Raw genomic sequence first — 20348 nt, forward strand, 5'->3', positions numbered from 1 at the left:
GAAAAACCGTTTGGTGCTCGGGGCAGGCGCTGGTATGCTTTGCCCAACGAAACGAATGATGACACCAGCGGCATGCGTCGATCTTGGCGCCTTGCGCGGTGCAGTGGAAAACTTCAGTGACAGACCCCAATCGCGGCGGACAGCCGAACAGCGAGGGGGCGTCGACAGGCAAGCGCAAGGGCGGGTCTCCCCGTCGGCGCGGCAAGGGCAAGAAGACGGGACCGGGTAAAAACGGTCACGAGGCTTCTGCCTCGGCAGGATCGGCGGGCACGCCGGTCGCCGAGCGACGTTCCGAAACAGTCTTTGCGGATGGTCCCATCCGCAAGCGAAAGCGCCGTCGTCGCGGCAAGGGCGGCGGTCCCGGCGCTGCGGATGCGACGATTGGCAACCCCAACGGTAAGATCCATGACCGTGGTGTGACGGGCAGCACAGAGACTGCGGCGTCCGCGAACCTGCGGGACAACGGCCGCAGCGAGCAGGGCATGCAGCCTCAGTCGCGTGCGGCGCGGATCCGAGAGCAAGGCGGGTCGGATCCGGCAAGCCCGCGCTCCGGTCGCAAGCGCAAGCGCAATCGAAATCGCCATGCGGTAGCCCAGAAGCCGGGCCATGTGCGCCCGCTGGCCGGTTCCGAGCCGCCCTCGGCCGCTGCGGCAAAGCCGAGTCGAGCCCAGGCGCATGCTGCACCCCACGCAGATCCGGTTGCCCATGTGCCGCAAAAGACCGTGCCCGCTGTTGAGCGGGTCCGCCCGGCCCAGGACGGCGGGCCGGATGACCTCTATGCGGCACTCGATCTTGGCACCAACAATTGCCGCCTGCTGATTGCCCAGCCGACCCGGCCTGGCCAGTTCCGTGTCGTGGATGCCTTTTCCCGCATCGTGCGTCTCGGCGAAGGCCTTGGCACCACCGGCCGCCTGTCGCAGGACGCCATGGACCGCGCGGTCGACGCCCTGCGCGTCTGCGCCAGCAAGCTGTCTGGCCGTGACATCAGGCGGATGCGGCTGATCGCAACCGAAGCCTGCCGTGCGGCGGAAAACGGTGAGCTCTTCCTGGAGCGGGTCACCGCCGAAACCGGGTTGCAGCTTGAGATCATCAATCGCGAGACCGAGGCGCGCCTTGCCGTTTCCGGCTGCTCTTCGCTCGTCGGCCGGGAAGCGCGCTCCGTCGTGCTCTTCGATATCGGCGGCGGGTCCTCGGAGATTGCGGTCATTCGCATCCATGACAATCGCTCCAGCCGGCTTGCCAACCACATCACCCACTGGACCTCGCTTCCCGTGGGCGTGGTGACGCTCTCCGAGCGCCATGGCGGTCGCGACGTCACGCCTGATATTTTCGAAGGCATGATCCGCGAGGTCGAAGGCATGCTGGCCAAGTTCGAATGCCCCGATATCCCGCGCAGCATGGACGATTTCCACCTGATCGGCACCTCGGGAACGGTGACGACGCTCGCCGGCGTGCATCTCGACTTGCCGCGCTACGATCGCCGCAAGGTCGATGGCCTCTGGCTCTCCGATGCCGAGGTGACCGCCATGCAGGCAAAACTTCTGTCCTGGGATTATGCCGGCCGCGCCGCCAATCCCTGCATCGGCCCTGATCGTGCCGACCTCGTTCTGGCCGGCTGCGCCATCCTCGAAGCGATCCGCCGTCGCTGGCCCTCGAGCCGCATGCGCGTCGCCGATCGCGGCCTTCGCGAAGGCCTGCTCACCGACATGATGGCCGATGACGGCGTTTGGCGCCGCGGCCGCAACCGACGTCCTCCAGTTTTGAGGGAGCGCTGACCATGGCGAAACCACCCATCGGCGGCAACCGCACGGGCCGCAAGCTCGGCCAGAAGGTCAAGAAGGGCAAGCTCAAGGCCTCTTCTAGACGCTGGCTCGAGCGGCATATCAATGATCCCTATGTCCAGCGGGCGAAGCTTGAGGGTTACCGCGCCCGTGCAGCCTTCAAGCTGCTGGAGATCGACGAGAAGCATCAGGTCCTGAAGGGCGCCAAGCGCATCATCGACCTTGGCGCTGCCCCCGGCAGCTGGTCGCAGATCGCCGCCAAGGTGACCGATTCCACCGACGAGGACATCCGCGTCGCCGCAATCGATTTCCTCGAAATGGCGCAGATCCCGGGCGTGAAGATCCTGCATCTTGACTTCCTGGATCCGGACGCACCCCGCCAGCTGATCGAAGCCGTCGGCGGCACGCCGAACCTCGTCCTGTCGGACATGGCAGCCCCCACCACCGGCCACCAGAAGACCGACCACATTCGCACCATGCATCTCTGCGAAGTGGCGGCACACTTTGCCGTCGAGGTTCTGGCCGAAGGCGGACATTTCCTTGCCAAGACCTTCCAGGGCGGCACGGAAAAGGATCTGCTCAACATGTTGAAGCAGAATTTCCGCCAGGTCCTGCATATCAAGCCAGCCTCGTCGCGCCAGGAATCGGTCGAGATGTTCCTGCTTGCCAAAGGCTTCAAGGGCCGCAATGGCCCAGGCGTTGTCGAACTCGACGAGGAAGGTTTCGCCCGCGATCCGCGCGAAGATATTCCCGCCACCGAGGATCTGGATCAGGACTGAGGCCAAGCTGGAAGCGCGGTGTCTTGAGCCGGGGCTAAGCGGAGGGATCGTCCGTCATGTTTACTTATATCACCGTCGGCATCAACGATCTGCCTCGCGCCATCCGCTTCTATGATGCCGTCCTTGCCACGCTCGGTATCGAGCGCCGTGAAACGGACGAGAACGAGGCGGGTTATGCCACCACCGGCGATAGCCGCTGCCGGTTCTGGATCAATCATCCCTTCGATCGCCGCGCGGCATCGGTGGGCAATGGCTCCATGCGGCCTTCGAGGCGTCTTCGCGGGCGGCAGTCGATGCGTTCCATGCCGCAGCAATCGTCCATGGCGGCACGGACGACGGCGCCCCCGGCATTCGCCACTTTCATCCCAATTTCTATGCCTGCTACGTGCGCGATCCGGACGGCAACAAGCTTTCGGCGCTTTGCGAGCGGCCCGAATAGTCACTTCACACTAATGGTCTCGTCCTCGCTTGCCCGCCGGTAGCCGGAAACGGCCGAGCCGACGTCGCGCGGCAGGCCGAAAAAGGGCACGACCGCAAACAGCGACAGTCCTGCGACGATCGCAAACGCCAGATGGAAATCACCGAGCGACAGCTCCCCGCCTGACATCCGCGTGCTGGCTTCCAGGATCGAGGCGGCGGCTGCAACGCCGAGCGCCAGGCTCACCTGCTGCATTACGGAGGTGAGCGAGGTCGCTTGAGAGGCGGCACGATCCTCGATCTCCGCATAACCCAACGTATTCACTCCGGTGAAGAAGAACGAGCGGCAGAAGCCGCCGACAAGCAGGACCGCCATGATCAGAAGAACAGGCGTGGCCGGCGTGAACAGCGCATTGGCGGCCGTGGTGAGCGCGCCGAAGATGCCGGCCATGATCAGCACGTTTCGAAAACCCAGAGCGGCAAAGGCACGTCTTGCGATGAACTTGGTGGAAATTGCCCCGACGGCGGCAATGAAGGTGATCATGCCGGATTCAAAGGCAGACATGCCGAAGCCGAGCTGCAGCATCAGCGGCAGCAGGAAAGGCGTGGCACCGGCGGCGATGCGAAACAGCGTTCCGCCGACGATCGAGGCGCGGAAGCTTCTGTTGGCAAAGAGGGTCAGGTTCAGGATTGGTGCGGGATGTCGCCGGGCATGCAGCACGTAGAGGATCATCGACAGCAAGCCGATCAAGGTCGCGGCAGCACCGACCCAGACGGGCAGGGCCGGCAGGCTCATCACCGATAGCCCGAAGACCAGACCGGATGCCGCCACCGCACTCAGGAAAAAGCCCTTCCAGTCGATCCGCGCCGTCTCCACCAGCTCGATCTCGGGAAGGTAGACGCTGGACAGCCAGAGGCCGGCGAGACCGATCGGGATATTGATCAGGAAGATCCAGTGCCAGCTGAAGAATGTCGTGATGAACCCGCCGACCGGCGGCCCGGTAATCGGGCCAAGCAGGCCGGGAATGGTCAGGAGCGCCATGGCGGAGACCAGTTCGCTCTTCTTCGTGGTGCGCAAGAGAACGAGACGTCCGACCGGCGTCATCATCGCCCCGCCCATGCCCTGCAGGAAGCGGGCAGAAACGAAGGTAAGAAGCGAATCGGAGATGGCGCAGAAGAGCGAACCGAGCATGAAGACGACAATCGCCGCCCGGAATACCCGCTTGGCGCCGTAACGATCCGCCATCCAGCCACTCGCCGGAATAAAGATCGCAAGCGCCACCATATAGGAAGTGAGCGCGAGCTTCAGCGTAATCGGCCCCACCCCGAGATCAGCTGCGATCGTGGGAAGCGCCGTGGCGATCACGGTCGAGTCCATTTGCTCCATGAAGAGCGCGACGGCGAGGATCAGGGGCGTGATGCGGTTCATCGGCATTCCGGGCGGAGCCGCAGCTGCGGCAGAGGCCGGTTCTCATACCCCAATCGCGCTGCGGTTGAAACTCGACAATTACGATCGGCAGCCTTCAGCAAGCACGGTTCCGGCGCCCAGTGTGAAACACCATCACGATGGTGTGAGAGCGCTACCCGGCGCGAAGCTCTCCCCTATGTCGAGGTCAGCCCGCGCAGGGGCGAGGTGATTTTTTTGAGGAGATTGCAATGGTTTCGATGAAAAGACGCATGTTGCTCGGAAGCGCCGGTGTAGCCTTGGCCGCCCCGCTGATCATGACCCGGGCTGCAGTTGCACAGCAGTCGGGAGCCGATACGTCAATGAATATCAATCACGCCATGCCGCCGGAAACCCACCGCTTCAACGTCGGCAAGTTCGAGGTCGTCGTGGTCAAGGATGGCGCACGGCCCTCCGGCAACCCGCAGGAAACCTTCGGCACCAATCAGAGCGTGGAAACTGTGGGCGCCCTTCTGGAAGCGAACTTTCTGCCGCCTGACAACTTCGTCAACAGCTTCGCCCCCGTGCTCGTGAACACCGGCTCCGAGGTCATTCTGTTCGACACCGGTCTCGGTGAGGGCGGTCGCGCCAATGGTCTTGGTCGACTGGCAGAAGGTCTGACCGCTGCTGGCTACAAGCGCGAGGACGTCAGCATCGTGGTCCTGACCCACATGCATGGCGACCATATCGGCGGCCTGATGGAGGGCGGTCAGCCGGCCTTCCCGAATGCGCGCTATGTGACAGGTCAGGCTGAGTACGACTTCTGGGTCGATACGGCCCGCGCCGGCACCCCGGCCGAAAACGGCCACAACGCGGTCCTCGCCAATGTTCAGCCCATGGCAGACAAGATGACCTTCATCGGCGATGGAGGCGAAGTTGTCTCCGGCGTGACTGGCATGGCGGCCTTCGGCCATTCGCCGGGCCACATGATCTATCGTCTGGAATCGGAAGGTCGCGAACTTGTTCTGACGGCGGACACCGCGAACCACTTCGTCCTGTCGCTGCAGCGTCCGGATTGGGAAGTGCGATTCGACATGGATAAGGCCGCCGCCGCCGCGACCCGTGCCAGGGTCTTCGACATGCTGGCGACCGACAAGCTCGCTTTCCTCGGCTATCACATGCCGTTCCCGGCTGTCGGTTATGTCGAGAAGGTCGACCAGGGCTATCGCTACGTGCCGAAGGCCTACCAGTTCGACATCTGAGCCAGATCAGGGGCCGCGCAAAGGTGCGGCCCCTTCATTGTAAGGATTACTGACCGGCGAAGATTTCGTCGGTGGCCTGCTCGATGAACTGATGGATGCGGCTGTCGATATCGGCATCGCTCACAGCGACACCTGCCGAGGAAAAGTCCTGGCGCAACTGCTCAAGCAGCCGATGCGGCTCGACAACCTGCTTGACGGCAACGGTGCGCGCATAGGCTTCGACATCGTCGAGCCCCATCGTATAGGCAGCCCATCGGCCGAGCATCTTGCTGCCGCGCACGCGGGCCTTGAACTGGATTTCCGCCTGGCGGGCGAACTGGTTTTCGAGTGCCTGAGCACGCTTCTTCAATGCAGTCATTGTCGATCCCCTGGTCTTCTTGTTCTTGGTTGTGCCCCCAGCCCCGAGAGCACATCCCTTATATAAGCAAGAGCTTCAAGGACCGTGTAGCAGCTCGATACAATTCTAACGATCGCGGATTTTTCTGTATTGGCGCGGCCTCGATCGGCCGCCTGGGAACTTTGCCAGCTTTTGCTATTCCTTTCCTGTCATGAACGTGTTACCAGCCCTCGCCAACTTCCAAGCATTTCATGCAGAAGCGACCGAACGGGATTTCTCGTTTTCCGGCCGGATTCTGCCTATTCAAACGAAGGAATTGGCAATGGCACGCATCGTAATGTCGGCAACTGGCGCAGAAGCGCTCACCTTTGACGACGTCCTCCTGCAGCCGGGGCACTCCGAAGTGATGCCGGGGCAGACCAACATCGCGACGCGGATTGCCCGGGACATCGACCTCTCTCTTCCGATCCTCTCCTCCGCCATGGATACCGTAACCGAAAGCCGCCTTGCGATCGCCATGGCCCAGGCCGGCGGCATCGGCGTCATCCACCGCAACCTGACCCCCACCGAGCAGGCCGAAGAGGTCCGCCAGGTCAAGAAGTTCGAGAGCGGCATGGTCGTCAATCCGGTGACCATCGGCCCCGAGGCAACACTGGCCGAAGCCAAGGCGCTGATGGGCGCCCATGGCATTTCCGGCATTCCGGTTGTCGAAGGCTCGAGCCGTCCCGGCCGCCTCGTCGGCATTCTGACCAACCGCGACGTGCGCTTTGCGTCTGATCCGAGCCAGAAAATCTACGAACTGATGACCCGCGAAAACCTCGTGACGGTCAAGGATGGGGTCGATCAACAAGAAGCCAAGCGCCTCCTGCATGCCCACCGCATCGAGAAGCTCCTGGTCATCGACAATGAAGGCCGCTGCGTTGGCCTGATCACCGTCAAGGACATCGAGAAGTCGCAGCTCAACCCGCATGCCGCCAAGGATGCGCAAGGCCGCCTGCGAGTCGCGGCTGCCATCTCCACCGGTGATGATGGCGTCGAGCGTGCCGAGCGCCTGATCGACGCCGGCTGTGACGTGATCGTCGTCGATACCGCCCATGGCCACAGCCAGAAGGTTCTGGATGCCGTCGCGCATGTGAAGAAGATGTCGAACGCCATCCGCATCATCGCCGGCAACGTGGCAACGGGCGAGGGCACTCGCGCGCTCATCGATGCCGGCGCTGACTGCGTCAAGGTCGGTATTGGCCCGGGCTCGATCTGCACCACCCGCGTCGTCGCCGGCGTCGGCGTTCCCCAGCTCGCAGCCGTCATGGCGGCTGTCGAGGAAGCCAACAAGCTCGACATTCCCGTCATCGCCGATGGTGGCCTGAAGTTCTCGGGCGACGTCGCCAAGGCGATCGCGGCCGGCGCCTCCGCCGTCATGGTCGGCTCGCTGCTCGCTGGCACGGATGAAAGCCCGGGCGAGGTCTATCTCTACCAGGGCCGCTCCTTCAAGGCCTATCGCGGCATGGGCTCCGTCGGTGCCATGGCCCGCGGCTCGGCCGACCGTTACTTCCAGGCGGAAGTGCGCGACACGTTGAAACTCGTGCCCGAAGGCATTGAAGGCCAGGTTCCCTATAAGGGTCCGGTCTCGGCTGTGCTGCACCAGCTCGCCGGCGGCCTGAAGGCCGCCATGGGTTATGTCGGCGGCAAGGACATCAAGGACTTCCAGGAAAAGGCGACCTTTGTGCGCATTTCCGGTGCCGGCCTTCGCGAAAGCCATCCGCATGGGGTGACCATCACCCGCGAAAGCCCGAATTACCCGGGCGCCGCGTGATCCTGGAACGAACACCCGGACCGCGCCGGGCGCCGCTCCTCTGGGCAAGCGGCGTCCTGTCGGCTGGGCTGCTCGCCTGGATGCATATTGGCTTTGCACGACCGTTCGCCGCATTGACCGGCGGACGGGCCATGCCCGACCTGGATATTGAGAGCACGGGGCAGGGGCTGCTTGCGCTGAAGTCGCTTCTGGAGACGAGGCCGGAAGCGGCCGAACTCTTGCGCGCCATGCATCTCGGTCCCGACCTCCTGCTCCCGGCGGTGCTTGGCCTGTTTCTCTTCCTGCTGATGCGACAGGCCGCGCCGGGTGCGACCCTCTATGGCCGCCCGGCCGAGCGTCTGCTGCCGGCACTGACGGCTCTGCCCGCGGCCTATGTGGCAGTCGACTATGCCGAAAACATCCTGAGCCTGATGCTTTTTCCGCCCGCGATGCCGGCGTCGGGCACCGCAGACCTTCTGGCGGAAGCCATCTCCTGGCTCACGCGTCTGAAGTTTGCCGCTCTCGTCATTTCGGGCATCCTCATTCTGCGGCTGACTTTTGGCCCGAAGCCCGAAAACGAGCCCTGATTCCTCCGCCGCATCAATTTAAGGACGTGATTTTCCATGACCGGTTTTGAAATGTTCTGGCCCCTCGCGGCCCATGCCTTTCTCGTTTTCTGCCTCTATGCCCTGCTGGTCATGCGCCGCGCCTCGGTCGTCCGTTCGGGCAAGGTCGAGCGCATTGCCTTCCGCGAAAACCTCGCCGAGCCAGAAGAGAGCCGTGTCGTCAATCGGGCAATCGCCAACCAGTTCGAACTGCCGGTCCTCTTCTATGCGGTGTCCGTGCTGCTCTTCATCACCGAAGCCGACAATATTGTCGCCGTCGTGCTCGCCTGGTTCTTCGTCGCCGCCCGCTACGTCCAGGTTGCCATGCAATTGACCGGCAACCTTCCGCTTCGCCGTCTCTCCTTCATGCTGGGCTTCGTCGCGCTCTTCCTCATGTGGGTGTGGCTCGTCGCCTGGATGGCGACCAGCTGACGGCTTGACCCTTCACGGCAACGTGTCTGGGCGCTCCGTGCCTCGGCCCTATCTTGCCGTGGCATCCCATCCGTCCCCCGAGGAGAGTGTCATGTCGAAGCCCGAAATCACGCAAGGTATGATCGATGCCTATGATGAGTACACTCACCTGACCCTGGACCGCCGCGGCTTCATGCAGAAGCTGACGGCGCTTGCAGGTTCCGGTGCCGCCGCTGCCGCCATCATGCCGATGCTCGCCGCCAATCAGGCAAATGCCGCAATCGTCGAAGAGACGGACGCGCGCCTCGACGTGTCGGACGTGACCTATCCCGGCGCATCCGGCGAAATGAAGGGTTATCTGGCGATCCCCAAGGACGCCGCTGACCGGCTGCCCGCTGTCATCGTCATTCACGAAAACCGTGGCCTCAACCCGCATATCCGCGATGTCGCTCGCCGCATGGCGCTCGAGGGCTTCGTGGCGCTCGCCCCCGATTTCCTGTCGCCCAATGACGGCACGCCGGCCAATGAAGACGAGGCGCGCAACATGTTCCAGTCGCTGGACATGGCGGGCGCCACGGCCAATGGCGAGGCGACACGCGCGTTCCTCGCCGGCCATGAGAAAACCAATGGCAAGGTCGGCGCGATCGGCTTCTGCTGGGGCGGCGGCATGGTCAACCGCATGGCGGTCGCATCCCCAGAACTCGGCGCAGGCGTCGCCTATTACGGCTCACAGGCCCCGGCCGACCAGGTGCCTTCTATCCAGGCACCGCTGATGCTGCACTATGCGGGCCTCGACGAGCGCATCAATGCAGGCATCGACGCCTACAAGGCGGCCCTCGACGCCAATGGCAAGACCTACGAGCTGCACATGTACGAGGGCGTCAACCACGCCTTCAACAACGACACCTCGTCGGCGCGCTACGACAAGGCCGCCGCAGATCTTGCCTGGTCACGCACCGTCGAATTCCTCAAGAAAAACCTTGCCTGATCGGATGGGGGGAGCGTCGCGCTCCCCCACTCCATGACATTTCGATGAAATCTCCGTACCTTTTGACACCGATCAAACCGCTTCACCTCTCCTGCGCCTAGCTTGCCCTCAATTCGCCGGCACACGCGCCGCGCGCAATCAAGCGAGGGAGATTGACATGGCATCAATGATGAAAGCTGCGGTGGTCCGCGAATTCGGCAAGCCGTTGGTGATCGAGGAAATGCCCATCCCGGATCCGGGCCCTGGCCAGATCCTGGTGAAATACGAGGCGACGGGCGTATGCCACACGGACCTGCATGCCGCCAATGGTGACTGGCCGGTCAAGCCCAACCCGCCTTTCATTCCCGGCCATGAGGGTGTCGGCTATGTTGCGAAGCTCGGCTCCGGTGTCTCGCGCATCAAGGAAGGCGACCGGATCGGCGTGCCGTGGCTGCACACAGCCTGCGGCTGCTGCAATCCCTGCCGCACCGGCTGGGAAACGCTTTGCGGTAGCCAGCAGAACACCGGCTACTCGGTGAACGGCACCTTTGCTCAGTATGGCCTTGCCGACCCCGACTATGTCGGCCGCTTGCCGGATAATCTTGAATTCGGTCCGGCAGCCCCCGTGCTCTGCGCCGGCGTTACCGTCTACAAGGGCCTGAAGGAAACCGAAGTCCGTCCGGGCGAATGGGTGGTCATCTCGGGGATAGGCGGCCTCGGCCACATGGCCGTGCAATATGCCAAAGCCATGGGAATGCATGTGGTCGCCGCCGACATCTTCGACGACAAGCTGAAGCTTGCCAAGGATCTCGGCGCCGATGTTGTGGTGAACGGCACGGCCGCCGATGCCATCGAACAGGTGCAGAAGGCAACCGGCGGCGTACATGGCGCACTCGTCACAGCCGTCTCGCCAAAGGCCATGGAACAGGCCTATGGCTTCCTGCGCTCCAAGGGCACCATGGCGCTGGTCGGTCTGCCGCCAGGCTTCATCTCGCTGCCGGTCTTCGAGACGGTGCTGAAGCGCATCACCGTACGCGGCTCGATCGTCGGCACGCGTCAGGACCTTGAGGAGAGCCTGCAATTTGCCGGTGAAGGCAAGGTCGCCTCGCATTTCAGCTGGGACAAGCTGGAAAACATCAACGCGATTTTCGACCGTATGAAGGAAGGCAAGATCGACGGCCGTATCGTTCTCGATCTCGCAGCCTGATCCGAAACGACAAATGGAGGCGGTATCACGGATGCCGCCTCTCTTGCATTTCTGACAGGTGGGCTTGGACTAGTTGCCCGACTGGATGACGGCGATCCGCGGCGGTGCGCTGGTGCAGGCGGTGTCTTCGCAGATGCCCGAGATCCAGACCTCGCCATTGCCGATCATGACGCCTTCTGAGTTGACGAAGAGATCGCCGTATTCCTGGTTGGACACGGCTTCGACGATCGTTTCGGTGAAGACGCTGTCATAAGCCTCCAGCAACTCCTGCTCCGAAGCATAGGTCGCCTCGTCACCGTCGATGGTCACGGTGATCGGATAGTTCACGAGGCTGACCACGATATCGGACTTGCCTTCCTCGAGCGCCACCTTGAAGGCGTAAAACAGCTCCTTGTAGTCTGCGACATCGCCGAGGAGGGTGTCGATCTGTTGATCGACCGAGGCTTCATCGGCTCGCGTGACCTGGGTTGTGAAGACGGCTGCGGCAAGCGCAGCGGAAAAGAGAATGGCAGTCGATCGGATCATGTGATGTCGGTCCCCGGACAAGCTTCACCCTCCTGATAATCCAGATCCGCGACGGTGCATCGCATCACTTTTGGAGGGACCTGCAATAGATCGCGGTAATTGTGAACGCAGAGTGAAGGAGGCCGATCTGGTTGCCCGACTGGCGCGTCGCTATATATTGCGTTGCAGCAAGATAGGGATCGCGACATGACGCAAACAGAGACCAACGCCGCAACGGACAAGATTTACGTCTTTCAGGGTGGTGGCGCGCTCGGCGCGTATCAGGCGGGCGCCTACGAGGCCTTGCATGAAAACGAGGTGGAGCCCGACTGGCTGGCCGGCATTTCCATCGGTGCGATCAATGCTGCCATCATTGCCGGCAGCCCGCGTGAAACGCGCATCGCCAATCTCCGGGACTTTTGGCACACCGTGTCATCGACCCTCGATTTCGGCTGGACCGCCAAGGACAATACGTTGCGCCGGATGCAGAACGATGCCGCGGCGATGACCGCCATGGCCTTCGGCATTCCGGGTTTCTTCTCGCCGCGTTTACCGACCTTCCAGCAGTTGTTCGCCAATCCGGATCACCGCGTCAGCTTCTACGACACCGAGCCGCTGATGAAGACACTCGACCGGCTGATCGATTTCGACCTCCTCAACGACTGCCAGACGCGGCTGAGCCTCGGCGCAGTAGAAGTCCGCTCCGGCAATTTCGCCTATTTCGACAATCGCAAGAACCGTCTCGACGCCCGTCACATCGCCGCCTCCGGCGCCTTGCCGCCGGGATTTCCGCCGATCGAAATCGATGGCCGACACTATTGGGACGGCGGCCTTGTCTCCAACACGCCGTTGCAGCACGTGCTCAATGTCAACGATGCCTCGCGCGACCTCGAAATCTTCCAGGTGGATCTCTTCAATGCGCGGGGTGACATGCCGCGCGACCAGTTCGAGGTGGAAAGCCGGATCAAGGAGATCCGCTACTCCAGCCGCACGCGCATGAACACCGACGATTTTGCGAGGCGGCAGATTGTCCGCCGCGCTGCCAAGCGTCTCCTCGAAAAGCTGCCGCCGGAGTTCCGCGACGACGAGGACGCGCAGATCCTCCGTTCCATCGGTCACGAGTATGACGTGACCATCGTTCACCTGATCCACCGGCGCGCGTCGCACGCCACCCATGCCATGGATGCGGAATTCTCCCGCCGCTCGATCGAGGAGCATTGGAAGGCAGGTTACGACGACGCCTCCTATACGCTAAAGCATCCGAAGTGGCGCAATCGCGGTCGCCCGAAGGACGGCATCCAGATCTTCGACCTGGCGCGCGAGCGTCATCTGCAACTGGAAGCTTGAGGACCGCGACCTTTTTTGTGGGAGAAGCAACCAAAGATGGGTGCTGCCTCTTGCATTAACACTTTTGCCAGACCGCTCGATTTATGTCGGTGACACAAATCTGACAGCCATGACGGTTGCAGCGGATGGGGGGAATGATGAGCGATTACGCCGTGGAGGGGCGACTGCAACTTCGCAAGAAGCCGCAGCAGGAACGAAGCATCCAGCGACTGGAGGCCATTCTCGAGGCTGCCATCGAGCTTTTTCTCGAAAAGGGCGTCGCAGAGACAACGATGAGCGAAATCGCGGTACGGGCCGGAATTTCGATCGGTTCGCTGTACCAGTTTTTTCCCCAGAAGGCGGCCGTGATCAAGGCGCTGCATGAGCGGTTCTCGGCCGAGCTCGAAGGATTCATCCGGCAGATCTTTGCAAATGTCCAAACGCTGGATGAGGCGGCAGAGCGCGCCGCGGACAGTTTGATTGAGCTGAATGCCATGTTTCGCGAACAACGCATCTATATGTCGTTGTGGCAGGCAATCGTCGTCGACAAGGATCTCTCCCAGCTGTCGCACGAATTTCACGAGCAGATCATCGCAAGTTTCTACCGCGATCTGGCCCATCTCGTCCCGCAAAGCGAATTCGAGCGTTTTCGCGTCAACATCAAGCTGATGATCCTCGCCACCGGCGAGGTCATCCGCTTCACCACCCAGCAGCCGGACGAGGTTGCACGGGTTCACCTCGACCAGTGGCGCCGCATTATTCGCAGCAGCATCTTCGCCTTTTGATCGGCCTCACCAGCCGGGGATCATGTTGCCGGCGCGTAGCCGTGGATAGTAGCGCGAATAGGTTTTCGGCTCGCCGTCCATGTCGTCTTCGACCTGTGCGGGGGTAATGTTGTCCAGGCAGGCAGTGATGTGGTCTGTGATCGCATTGACCAGCGAGGTCGAAAGCCCTGGCCGCTTCATCAGGCCGATCTGCACCGGCGGCAGCGGCGGAAAGCCGTCATTCGCCGTCAGGACCTTCATCCCCGTTCGCAGCGCTGATTCCGGCAGGATCGACACCGCCATGCCGGCAAGCACAGCGGCCGCAACGACGGTCGAAGACCAACTGGTGAACAGGATCTGATACTCACGACCATCCGCATCCAGCGCCGAGCAGGCGAGCTGCCGCCACTGGCAGTCGCGTCGTCCGACCGCGAGCGGAACGGGAGCGTCATCCTTCAGTGGATGGTTGGCGGATCCGACCCAGCAGAGCGGTTCGGTACGCACGACATCGGACTGTCTGAGCAGCGGATTGTGGGTTACCAGCGCGATATCGAGTTCGCCCTTGCCCATCTTGTCGGCGAGATCCATCGAGGGCTCGCAGACGATGTAGAGCTCTACATTCGGATGGGTCTTGGCGAAGCGCCCGATGATCTCGGGCATGTAGCGGTCGGCATAATCATCCGGCGTGCCGATCCTGAGCGTTCCCTCGAGCCTGTTGTCGTCGAAGGCCGCGATCGCCTCGGAGTTCAGTCGGATGATGCGACGCGCATAGTTCAGCAGCTTGTCGCCATCGGCTGTGAGCCGGTTGCCCCGGCCATCCTTGATGAACAGCTGCTTTCCGACCCGTTCTTCCAGGCGGCGCATCTGCATGGAAACGGCGGACTGTGTCTTGAAAACACGCCCGGCAGCCTTGGTGAAGCTGCCGGTGTCGACGATGGCAATAAAGGTCTGCAACTGATCGATATCGAGGGGAGCCGACATGAGAGTGATCCATCAGAAGGGTTGATGGCTACCATTAGAAACATTCGTTGGACTGATCAATATCCTTTCGGCATCTTCGTAATTGTAATCCTCACCGACCGGTCTCCGGCCAAGCATCCACTTCCAACCCTCGTCGCCTGTCCGCTTTCTGGCGGACGGGAGAAATTTCTCGTGCCCGCTGAAAGGAAATAGCCATGCGCACGAACGATCGGATCCTCGACTTTGACCTCGACCTCGCCGTTGACCGGCCGGCCCGGACGCTTGCCGCACGTCTCGCCCGCCTCCAGGCATGGATCGGATCCCTTCGCGTGGCGCTGCGCAATCGACTTGCCGCGAACAGCCTCGCCGATCTCGACGAGCGCCTTTTGAATGACCTCGGCCTCAGCGGGGCCGAGGTACAGGAGGTGCTGCGCCGTCACGGCTATACTGACGATCCTTCGCAGCAGTTGACCCGTCTCGCGCGTCGCCGCGCCGAGCGATCCCTTCGCGGTCACAAGAGCGACTGAGACCCCCTCGACCATCCCCGCAGGGTGACAGCCAATAGCCCTGCCTCTTGCCCGGTCCGTTTATTCTGGATCGGGCTTTTTTGTAAACGCTAAAATAACGATGAATGGTGTGAAATACGAGGGGAAAAGCGACCGGAAGTAACCTGTTGCTAACGAGCGTATGTCAGCGATGAAAACGCCTGACGTGCTACCTTTTTCGGAGACCCCTCATGCGTATATCGACCAAGCTGCCCCTGGCCGCCACGCTGTTTGCCCTCGTGATCCTGAGTGCCTCCGTGGCCATCGGTCTGGTTCAGCAGAGCCGCATCCTTGATGAGCAGGTCTACCAGAAGCTTGAGGCGACAGCCGACGGTCGCCGCAACGAGGCACGCCGCTTCCTCGAAGCCATCAGGCTCGACGCGCGCGGCACCGCCGCCGACATGATGACCCAGCAGGCGCTGTTCGGCATCACCGGTGCCTGGCCGAAGCTGGGAGACGATCCGGCCGCTGAACTGCAAAAGCGCTATATCGACGAAAACCCCAATCCCGCCGGCGAGAAGCAGAATCTCGACAGCGCCAAGAAGGACAGCTACGACCGCGCCCACCGTCAGGGCCATGCAACCTTCCTCAAGCATCTTGAGGCGCAGGGTTACTACGACATCTTCCTGATCGATGCCGATGGCAACATCGTCTATACCGTGAAGAAGGAACGGGACTTCGCCACCAATCTCATTGATGGCCCCTACAAGGACACAGGCCTGGCGCAGGTCTTCAAGAAGGCGATCGCGAGCGACGATCCCGAAAGTTTTGCTAATTCGGAATTCGAGGCCTATGCGCCCTCCGGCGGCGCGCCGGCAGCCTTTGTCGCTGTTCCCATCATCATGAATGAGCGCAAACTCGGGGTGCTGGCCTATCAGCTGCCCAATGATCAGTTGAACAGCATCTTTGCCAACACCCGAGGCCTTGGTCAGACCGGGGAAACGGTCCTGATCGACAAGGCCGGCATGCTGGTGTCTGACAGCGCCCGGACGTCAGATGTCGACAGTCTGAAGGTGAGCCTGTCCTCATCCATGCTGGCCAGCGCCATTGGCGGCCAGGATGCGAGCGGCGACATCACTGGCTATCGCAACATGACGAGCTATGCGGCCGTGGTTCCGCTCGACTTCGGCGACGTCCGCTGGGCGGTTGTGGCGCTGATCGGCGAGGACGAGGTGGGCGCGCAGCTGGTCACCGCGGGCCTGAAATCAGTCGGCATCGGTGCAGTGCTCGTGCTGGTCGGCTCGCTGGTCGGCTTTATCTTCTCGCGCAGCCTCACCCGTCCGATTTCCGAACTCGTTAGCTCCATGGGTCAGCTGGCCGACGGCAATACGAACATCGACCTCAAAGGTATCGACCGTTCCGACGAAATCGGCGACATGGTGCGGTCGGTCGCCGTCTTCCGCCAGGCCGAGATCGACAAGCGCGAACTCGAGGCGGAAAACGAAAGCCGGCGCACGGCCACCGAAAGCGAGCGTCACCAGCGCGAGGCAGAGCGTGCTGCTGCCCAAGCAGAGCTTACCGAAGCCATCGACGTGCTCGGAACAGGTCTGCAGCGTCTGGCCAATGGCGATCTGACCGGCACGATCCGCAAGCCGCTTGCCGGCAATCTCGACCGGCTGCGCCTCGACTTCAACGCCTCGCTCGAACGCCTGTCGGGCACCGTTGCCGCCGTGCACGGCAATGTCACCGAGATCAACCGCAAGAGCAGCACGGTGAGCTCGTCCACCGCCGACCTCAGCCTGCGCACCGAACAGCAGGCGGCGGCTCTGGTCGAGACCTCGACTGCCATCCGGCAGATCATGGATGCGATCCGCCATTCCTCGGAACGCGCCGAGAATGCCTCGCGTCTTGCTCGCGAGGCCCGGGCCAATTCCGACCGCTCTGGCGAAATCGTCGGCGGCGCCGTCGATGCCATGCAGCGCATCGAGAATGCGTCGAGCGAGATTTCCAAGATCATCAACGTCATCGACGAGATCGCCTTCCAGACCAACCTGCTGGCCTTGAACGCAGGTGTTGAGGCGGCCCGTGCCGGTGAAGCCGGCAAGGGCTTTGCCGTCGTCGCCCAGGAAGTCCGCGAACTTGCTCAGCGCTCGGCGACCGCCGCCAAGGACATCAAGGCCCTCATCACCAAGTCGGGTGATGAAGTCGCAACCGGGGTCGGCATGGTTCGTGAAACCGGCACCGTGCTCTCGTCGATCGCGGGCCAGGTGGTGCAGATCGGCGATCACATCCATTCGATCGCGTCGGCTGCCAAGCAGCAGTCGGCAAGCCTCAACGAGATCAATGATGCGGTTGCCCGCATGGAGAATGTCACCCAGCAGAATGCACGGGCTGCCGAACAGACCAATGCCGACATGGCGGGGCTGACCCGCGATGCCGAGATGCTCTCCGGTCTCGTCGGGCAGTTCACGCTCGAAGCCAATGCCACGACCATTCAGAACCGCTTCGCCGACCAGCGCGACACGAGCTTCGGTCGTCCGGTTCCGCCGGCACCGTCCCAGCCTGCCTCATCAACCGGAGCCGCGGCAAAGCCCGCGACGCGATCTTTCATCAAGCCGAAGGTGGCACCGGCAGAAGCCGGAAGCCGAGCCGTGGCGTCTCCAGCACGCTCGCTGATGGACAAGATCTCGATCGGCCTTGGCGCCAAGCTCAACCAGGCGAAGGACGGTAAGCCTGACGGAGAATGGGAAGAATTCTGAGGCTGCACGACCGCTGAAATGGAAAACGGCGCGGGAAACCGCGCCGTTTTCGTTTGCCTGCGATGCTTCGGCCGCTTAAGCCTTGTCTTCGGGAGCCTGATCGGCAGGCTCCGGCGCGTCCTTCCGCGATGCCGTAAGGTAGGTGTCGAAGATCTGCTCCATGCTCTTCTGGTAGCTCTTCTGCACTTCAAGCCCGCTGTCGAACATGGTGTTGACCATGGCCGCAAAGCTTTCCTGCGCTTCCTTCTCCGGAGCCTTTGGCGCTTCTTGCTGAGGTTTCGGCGCTTCTGCTGGCTGCCCGGTCATCTGCGCCGTATAGGCGGTAGCCATGTCCTGGAAGGCCTTGGTGAAGGGGTTGTCGAGGAAGGGGTTGGCGGCTGCCTGGGGTTCCGGCTTTTTCTGACCGCCCATCATGTCCTGGAAGGCGCGCATGAACGGATTGTCGAACATCGCCGCCGCCATCGCAGCCGGCTGGGGCTGCGGCTTCGGCTGCAGGCCGGTGTTCTCCAGCCATTGCTGCATCATTGCCGCCATGGGCGTTCCGGCAAAGGCATTGGCGCCCGGGAACTGCCCCGTCGTCTGCTTGAAGAGCCCACCCATCAGCGTGTCAGCCATGGCGGGCATCATCTGTTTCAGTATGTCCTGTCCGATGCCCGTCAGTTGGGCTGCCTGCGCGGCGATCGCCCGCGACACTTCCTTGGAGCCGAAGAGTTGCTGCAGAACCTGGTTGCCGTCGGCGATGCCCTGTGGCGTGAATGCCGAGCTCATGTCCTCGAAATACTTGGCATAGTTGCCCGACGTCATCGCCTGGACGAGCGCGGAGAAATCGTAAGGATTGGTGGTGTTGCGCTTGAAGCCCGAGGCGAAGGCCGGCATCAGCGCTGCAACGGCCTTGGCGGCCTGTTCCTGCGCCAGACCATATTGTTTGGCCATGGCGTCCATCGCCATGCCGTTCTGGGCCTGCAGCATCATGTCGAACAGTGGCAGCATGGCATTTCTCCCCGGATGCGTGCAGATGATTCAGCACTATATCCGGAATGGCCTTCAGGCAAACCGCTTTTTGCCTGAAGGCTCAATGCCAGGCGCGGCGCGATCGCTTGCTCAGTACTGATAGTCCTCGAAGACCGGCTCGACCGACGCGTTCCACCGTCCGTGGTAGAGAGCCAGCATGTCATCGGCCAGCGTCATCCGCTTGGCGAGAACCTCGTCCAGCGTGTTCAGGAACACCGTCTCGTCCTGGCCTTCGGAATTCAATTGGCCGCGCGCCTTCAGCCCCGCGCGGGACATTTCGACGACCTCGCGTGCCACCTCCATCAGCGGGCGCCCCGCGACTGATGCCTTGAGCCCCTGGACCGGAACCGCATCGCGCATGGCAATCACGTCCTCGACGGTCCAGTCGGCAGTCAGATCGTCGGCCGCAGCCAGCGCCGTTTCATCGTAGAGCAGGCCGACCCAGAGCGCAGGCAGCGCACAGATGCGCCGCCACGGGCCACCGTCAGCGCCACGCATTTCGAGGAAGCGCTTCAGGCGCACATCGGGGAAGAGGGTGGAGAGGTGGTTGGTCCAGTCGCCCAGCTGCGGCGCCCAGTCGGCGATCTCGCCCTTCAGCGCGCCATCCATGAACTGGCGGAAGGTGATGTGGGTACAGTCGTGGTAGCGCCCGTCGCGCACGATGAAATACATCGGGGCATCGATGGCCCAGGCGACGTAATCGCCGAACGAGAAGTCCTTCGAGAAGGTGAAGGGCAGCACGCCGGCGCGGCGGTTGTCGGTGTCGCGCCAGATGTCGCCGCGCCAGGAGAGAAGCCCGTTCGGCTTGCCTTCCGTGAACGGCGAGGAGGCGAACAGCGCGGTTGCCAGCGACTGCAGCTTCATCGACACACGCATCTTCTGCCGCATGTCGGCTTCCGACGAGAAGTCGAGGTTCACCTGGATCGTGCAGGTCCGGTACATCATGTCGAGACCCTGGCTGCCGACCTTCGGCATATAGCGGGTCATGATGTCGTAGCGTGATTTCGGCATACGCGGCGTCTCGGCCAGCGACCACTTCGGGCTGCCGCCGATCCCCAGGAAGCGGATGCCCATCGGCTCCGCGATTTCCCGAAGCACTGCGAGATGCTGGTTCGATTCCCTGCAGGTCTGGTGGAGCGTCTCGACGGGTGCACCGGACAGTTCGAACTGGCCGCCTGGCTCGATCGAAATCGCGCCCATGCCGTGTTGCTCGCCGAGACCGATGATGTTCTCGCCGTCCATGATCGGCTCCCAGCCGAGCTTCTCCTGCATGCCTTTGAGCAGAGCGGAGATGCTGGCGTCCCCATGATAGGGAACCGGGCTGTTGTCGGTCCGGAAGAAGGCAAACTTCTCGTGCTCGGTGCCGATCCGGAACTGCTCCTTCGGCTTCGACCCGGCTGCCATATAGGCTGCCATGTCGTCGAGAGTGCCGAGAGGGGTCTGGTCGGTGGTATCACGGGCCATGGAAGCTACCTTGCTGGGCGTCGTCGGTGGGCAAGAATGGGCCCATCACTGATGGCTGATTGAACCGGATTTCTGTGCCGTGCAAGTGAAAATCTCTCATGCACGGCTCAAAAAACTGGAACGAAGTGAAGTG

18 protein-coding genes and 1 pseudogene are annotated in these 20348 nt (G+C 62.3%); 13 read left to right on the forward strand and 6 right to left on the reverse strand.

What is annotated here, in order from left to right; translation table 11 throughout:
• The first annotated feature begins 116 nt into the window (after positions 1 to 116).
• From D4A92_RS11220 to D4A92_RS11230, 3 genes and pseudogenes are all read left to right on the forward strand, one after another.
• On the forward strand, positions 117 to 1775 hold the full coding sequence (locus tag D4A92_RS11220; RefSeq protein WP_203013042.1) for a Ppx/GppA phosphatase family protein: 1659 nt from the start codon (positions 117 to 119) through the stop codon (positions 1773 to 1775).
• A gap of 2 nt (positions 1776 to 1777) precedes the next feature.
• A complete protein-coding gene (locus D4A92_RS11225; RefSeq protein WP_203013044.1) occupies positions 1778 to 2560 on the forward strand; it encodes an RlmE family RNA methyltransferase in 783 nt (260 codons plus the stop codon).
• Between the two features lie 56 nt (positions 2561 to 2616).
• A pseudogene (locus D4A92_RS11230) lies at positions 2617 to 2999 on the forward strand (VOC family protein).
• Here the strand turns inward: D4A92_RS11230 and D4A92_RS11235 are convergent.
• Positions 3000 to 4406, reverse strand: a complete 1407-nt coding sequence (locus tag D4A92_RS11235) for a DHA2 family efflux MFS transporter permease subunit (protein WP_203013047.1) — start codon at positions 4404 to 4406, stop codon at positions 3000 to 3002. It abuts the pseudogene before it with no gap.
• Between the two features lie 227 nt (positions 4407 to 4633).
• Between D4A92_RS11235 and D4A92_RS11240 the strand changes: the two genes are divergently transcribed.
• Positions 4634 to 5623, forward strand: coding sequence for an MBL fold metallo-hydrolase (locus tag D4A92_RS11240; protein ID WP_203013050.1), 990 nt, complete (start codon positions 4634 to 4636; stop codon positions 5621 to 5623).
• A gap of 46 nt (positions 5624 to 5669) precedes the next feature.
• On the opposite strand, the gene D4A92_RS11245 is transcribed toward D4A92_RS11240, so the two are convergent.
• On the reverse strand, positions 5670 to 5981 hold the full coding sequence (locus D4A92_RS11245; protein WP_203013051.1) for an ATPase inhibitor subunit zeta: 312 nt from the start codon (positions 5979 to 5981) through the stop codon (positions 5670 to 5672).
• A 301-nt stretch (positions 5982 to 6282) separates the two neighbouring features.
• On the opposite strand from D4A92_RS11245, the gene guaB reads away from it, so the two are divergent.
• The 5 genes from guaB to adhP all read left to right on the forward strand — a co-directional run bounded on the left by guaB (position 6283) and on the right by adhP (position 10942).
• Entirely contained in the window at positions 6283 to 7773 is a 1491-nt protein-coding gene (gene guaB / locus D4A92_RS11250) for an IMP dehydrogenase (RefSeq protein WP_203013053.1), read from the forward strand.
• On the forward strand, positions 7770 to 8339 hold the full coding sequence (locus D4A92_RS11255) for a hypothetical protein (protein WP_203013055.1): 570 nt from the start codon (positions 7770 to 7772) through the stop codon (positions 8337 to 8339). Before guaB ends, D4A92_RS11255 begins: the two co-directional genes overlap by 4 nt.
• 36 nt (positions 8340 to 8375) lie before the next feature.
• Positions 8376 to 8789 (forward strand): MAPEG family protein, encoded by a 414-nt coding sequence (locus tag D4A92_RS11260; protein WP_203013057.1) that lies wholly within the window; start codon positions 8376 to 8378, stop codon positions 8787 to 8789.
• Between the two features lie 91 nt (positions 8790 to 8880).
• Positions 8881 to 9756 (forward strand): dienelactone hydrolase family protein, encoded by an 876-nt coding sequence (locus D4A92_RS11265; RefSeq protein ID WP_203013059.1) that lies wholly within the window; start codon positions 8881 to 8883, stop codon positions 9754 to 9756.
• 157 nt (positions 9757 to 9913) lie between these two features.
• Entirely contained in the window at positions 9914 to 10942 is a 1029-nt protein-coding gene (gene adhP / locus D4A92_RS11270) for an alcohol dehydrogenase AdhP (protein ID WP_203013061.1), read from the forward strand.
• A 69-nt stretch (positions 10943 to 11011) separates the two neighbouring features.
• Here adhP and D4A92_RS11275 read toward each other — a convergent pair whose 3' ends face one another.
• On the reverse strand, positions 11012 to 11467 hold the full coding sequence (locus D4A92_RS11275; protein ID WP_203013063.1) for a hypothetical protein: 456 nt from the start codon (positions 11465 to 11467) through the stop codon (positions 11012 to 11014).
• Positions 11468 to 11653: 186 nt separating this feature from the next.
• On the opposite strand from D4A92_RS11275, the gene D4A92_RS11280 reads away from it, so the two are divergent.
• Both D4A92_RS11280 and D4A92_RS11285 read left to right on the forward strand, forming a co-directional pair.
• Positions 11654 to 12793, forward strand: a complete 1140-nt coding sequence (locus D4A92_RS11280) for a DUF3734 domain-containing protein (protein WP_203013066.1) — start codon at positions 11654 to 11656, stop codon at positions 12791 to 12793.
• 134 nt (positions 12794 to 12927) lie between these two features.
• Positions 12928 to 13557 (forward strand): TetR/AcrR family transcriptional regulator, encoded by a 630-nt coding sequence (locus D4A92_RS11285; protein ID WP_203013069.1) that lies wholly within the window; start codon positions 12928 to 12930, stop codon positions 13555 to 13557.
• Positions 13558 to 13563: 6 nt separating this feature from the next.
• Here D4A92_RS11285 and D4A92_RS11290 read toward each other — a convergent pair whose 3' ends face one another.
• Positions 13564 to 14517, reverse strand: a complete 954-nt coding sequence (locus D4A92_RS11290) for a LysR substrate-binding domain-containing protein (protein WP_203013072.1) — start codon at positions 14515 to 14517, stop codon at positions 13564 to 13566.
• Positions 14518 to 14711: 194 nt separating this feature from the next.
• Between D4A92_RS11290 and D4A92_RS11295 the strand changes: the two genes are divergently transcribed.
• Both D4A92_RS11295 and D4A92_RS11300 read left to right on the forward strand, forming a co-directional pair.
• The gene (locus D4A92_RS11295; RefSeq protein WP_203013074.1) at positions 14712 to 15023 is read left to right on the forward strand and encodes a DUF1127 domain-containing protein; all 312 of its coding nucleotides are present in this window, start codon (positions 14712 to 14714) and stop codon (positions 15021 to 15023) included.
• A gap of 209 nt (positions 15024 to 15232) precedes the next feature.
• Positions 15233 to 17740: a methyl-accepting chemotaxis protein gene (locus tag D4A92_RS11300; protein ID WP_203013076.1), complete on the forward strand. Its 2508-nt coding sequence runs from the start codon at positions 15233 to 15235 to the stop codon at positions 17738 to 17740.
• A gap of 75 nt (positions 17741 to 17815) precedes the next feature.
• Here D4A92_RS11300 and D4A92_RS11305 read toward each other — a convergent pair whose 3' ends face one another.
• The gene (locus D4A92_RS11305) at positions 17816 to 18730 is read right to left on the reverse strand and encodes a DUF937 domain-containing protein (protein WP_203013078.1); all 915 of its coding nucleotides are present in this window, start codon (positions 18728 to 18730) and stop codon (positions 17816 to 17818) included.
• Positions 18731 to 18841: 111 nt separating this feature from the next.
• Positions 18842 to 20215 carry a glutamate--cysteine ligase gene (locus tag D4A92_RS11310; protein WP_203013080.1) on the reverse strand — a complete coding sequence of 458 codons (1374 nt, stop codon included), beginning with the start codon at positions 20213 to 20215 and terminating at the stop codon, positions 18842 to 18844.
• Between the last annotated feature and the right edge of the window lie 133 nt (positions 20216 to 20348).

This window comes from Rhizobium rosettiformans (assembly GCF_016806065.1).
Taxonomy (GTDB): domain Bacteria; phylum Pseudomonadota; class Alphaproteobacteria; order Rhizobiales; family Rhizobiaceae; genus Allorhizobium.

Excerpts from the sequence above, each read along its gene's own strand:
- D4A92_RS11225 (WP_203013044.1), top strand. The coding sequence starts at position 1,778 with ATGGCGAAACCACCCATCGGCGGCAACCGCACGGGCCGCAAGCTCGGC.
- D4A92_RS11235 (WP_203013047.1), bottom strand. The coding sequence starts at position 4,406 with ATGAACCGCATCACGCCCCTGATCCTCGCCGTCGCGCTCTTCATGGAG.
- D4A92_RS11240 (WP_203013050.1), top strand. The coding sequence starts at position 4,634 with ATGGTTTCGATGAAAAGACGCATGTTGCTCGGAAGCGCCGGTGTAGCC.
- D4A92_RS11245 (WP_203013051.1), bottom strand. The coding sequence starts at position 5,981 with ATGACTGCATTGAAGAAGCGTGCTCAGGCACTCGAAAACCAGTTCGCC.
- guaB (WP_203013053.1), top strand. The coding sequence starts at position 6,283 with ATGGCACGCATCGTAATGTCGGCAACTGGCGCAGAAGCGCTCACCTTT.
- D4A92_RS11260 (WP_203013057.1), top strand. The coding sequence starts at position 8,376 with ATGACCGGTTTTGAAATGTTCTGGCCCCTCGCGGCCCATGCCTTTCTC.
- D4A92_RS11265 (WP_203013059.1), top strand. The coding sequence starts at position 8,881 with ATGTCGAAGCCCGAAATCACGCAAGGTATGATCGATGCCTATGATGAG.
- adhP (WP_203013061.1), top strand. The coding sequence starts at position 9,914 with ATGGCATCAATGATGAAAGCTGCGGTGGTCCGCGAATTCGGCAAGCCG.
- D4A92_RS11275 (WP_203013063.1), bottom strand. The coding sequence starts at position 11,467 with ATGATCCGATCGACTGCCATTCTCTTTTCCGCTGCGCTTGCCGCAGCC.
- D4A92_RS11280 (WP_203013066.1), top strand. The coding sequence starts at position 11,654 with ATGACGCAAACAGAGACCAACGCCGCAACGGACAAGATTTACGTCTTT.
- D4A92_RS11285 (WP_203013069.1), top strand. The coding sequence starts at position 12,928 with ATGATGAGCGATTACGCCGTGGAGGGGCGACTGCAACTTCGCAAGAAG.
- D4A92_RS11290 (WP_203013072.1), bottom strand. The coding sequence starts at position 14,517 with ATGTCGGCTCCCCTCGATATCGATCAGTTGCAGACCTTTATTGCCATC.
- D4A92_RS11295 (WP_203013074.1), top strand. The coding sequence starts at position 14,712 with ATGCGCACGAACGATCGGATCCTCGACTTTGACCTCGACCTCGCCGTT.
- D4A92_RS11300 (WP_203013076.1), top strand. The coding sequence starts at position 15,233 with ATGCGTATATCGACCAAGCTGCCCCTGGCCGCCACGCTGTTTGCCCTC.
- D4A92_RS11305 (WP_203013078.1), bottom strand. The coding sequence starts at position 18,730 with ATGCTGCCACTGTTCGACATGATGCTGCAGGCCCAGAACGGCATGGCG.
- D4A92_RS11310 (WP_203013080.1), bottom strand. The coding sequence starts at position 20,215 with ATGGCCCGTGATACCACCGACCAGACCCCTCTCGGCACTCTCGACGAC.